Below are 2,088 nucleotides of genomic sequence, written 5' to 3' on the forward strand. Positions count from 1 at the left end.
GGGTTGGTTGAGTTTGATAAAAAGGGCAACAAGAATGACAAGACCGTTGAATACGAGATCCAGTACCGCGTATACGGCAGTGATGCGGGATGGACCTCTAAAAAGGGTACCGTTAATAATAAAACGATTGATGGGTGCGGTTATACCATCGGTGTTTCCCTTGATACGCAATCTCTCATAGAGGTTAGGTGTCGCCGAACTAACGAGCAGGGGTCAGGCAATGCCAGAGACTCAATGTATTGGCAATCTCTTCAATCCCGGCTGCAAAACAGACCGACAAGCTATGCTGACGTGTCTACCATTGCGTTAACGGTTACGGTAGGGGGACGTCTGTCCGCTCAGTCAGATCGCAAAGTCAACGTGACGCCGACGCGCACCTATGACAGCGGTGATGCCCGGAGTATTTCAGCGGCATTTATGCATTTGGCAGAATCAGCGGGCATGACGAATTTTGATACTGCGACTGTGCAAGCCCTGGAGTCAGCGTATTGGACCCCTCAGGGTATCAAGTTTGACTACATCGCTGATGATGACAAGGCCTCGGTAAAAGATATCCTTGATATTATTGCCGCCGCTGGGCGCGGATACTTCACGATTTCGAACGGCGAAGGCACCGTAGGACTGGATATTGCCAAAACGTGGACGGGGATCATAACGCCACAGGAAATGACCGGACCGCTAAGGACTGTGGCCACCGCGCCTACCTCAGATGACTATGACGGCGTGGATGTAACGTACACATCTGCGGTGACGTGGGCCGATGAAGTTGTTCAATGCCGGATACCGGGTGCAGACACGGCGGTAAAGGTTGAGTCGGTGAACGCTGATGGCATAACTGACGAAGATAAGGCCTATCAGTTCGGCATGCGCCGATTAATGAAGCATCGACGCCAGCGTCTGACCCACAGCTGCACGACTGAAATGGATGCACTCAATTATGAATTCGGCGATCGAATTATATTGGCTGACGATATTCCAGGGATGAAAACCAACACGGCCCTGGCCGAGTATTTCACCGTGGACGGCGGGGTGACTACGCTTTACGTTTCAGAACCGCTGGACTGGAGCTTTACAAATCCTCGTGTGGTCCTGAGGACGCAGGCTGGCCAGCCAACCGCGTTACTCGTCCCAACCCGAATTAATGACACGACGTTCACAATACCGGGTGATTACAGCTATGACCTGGACCCCAGCATTGAGCCTATCAGGGTTCTATTTTGTGACAGCAGTCGTGTCGGCTACAGCGCCATAATTTCTAAAATCTCACCAAACTCAGACGGAACCTGTGATGTAAATGGTGACGAATATAGAGAAGCCTACTATCAATACGATAATGCCACTTACCCCGGCGATGTCGCCTGACTAAACAACCCGCTTCGGCGGGTTTTTCTTTTTTAATGAGGCAAGCATGTCCAAATACAACACTGGCAACTCGCTAGGGTCTACTGCTGCAAAAGATTTATACGATAATGCCCAGAATTTTGATCATCTTTCAGTTGATCAAGTCAATGAAAACTGGAATGACCGCCTTAGTAAGTCACGTAAAACATGGTTCGGCATGGAGCAAGATCACGCTCGGCAGTTGATCAGTCAGGAAAACAGATTTCAGGATTTTTTATTGGATTCTGGGTATGAGTTTCTCGGGCTGTACGTGAATGGGCCTCTAACATTTACGGCCCGCAATCAGTTCACGCTGTTTGATAATCAGTATTACAGGCTGAATAAAAATACTGCTGTGGGTTTCAAAACGACGGGGATAGATGCCGCCAGTTTCACTAATGACGTGACTCACTTCGTTTTGATGGATGGGGATACGATCAGGCAGGACTTAGCATCGACTACTCTTGATGACATGGGCGACGCAATGGTAGGCGTCTTACAACCTTTTACCGGTGCCGTAGCGAGAACTCAGCATGATAAAAACCAAGATTTAACGAGCTTTGCAGACTATGGCGGCTCTCGATCAGCGTTCGACCCATACACCATTGATGACGCCGCACGCGCAACGGCCGCAGCTCAAAAAACTCCTTACGCCGGGATGAATCAGTTTGTAGTACCGCATGCTGGCCTTAAAGTTTGGAAATTCCT

1 protein-coding gene and 1 pseudogene are annotated in these 2,088 nt (G+C 49.5%); both read left to right on the forward strand.

The window, feature by feature from the left end; translation table 11 throughout:
• A partial coding sequence (locus tag SPM24T3_RS23955) for a host specificity factor TipJ family phage tail protein (RefSeq protein WP_009639428.1) occupies positions 1-1,362 on the forward strand: 1,362 nt, incomplete at its 5' end.
• Between the two features lie 46 nt (positions 1,363-1,408).
• A pseudogene (locus tag SPM24T3_RS23960) lies at positions 1,409-2,088 on the forward strand (hypothetical protein); the annotation flags it as partial.

This window comes from Serratia sp. M24T3, from assembly GCF_000257645.1.
GTDB lineage: Bacteria > Pseudomonadota > Gammaproteobacteria > Enterobacterales > Enterobacteriaceae > Rouxiella.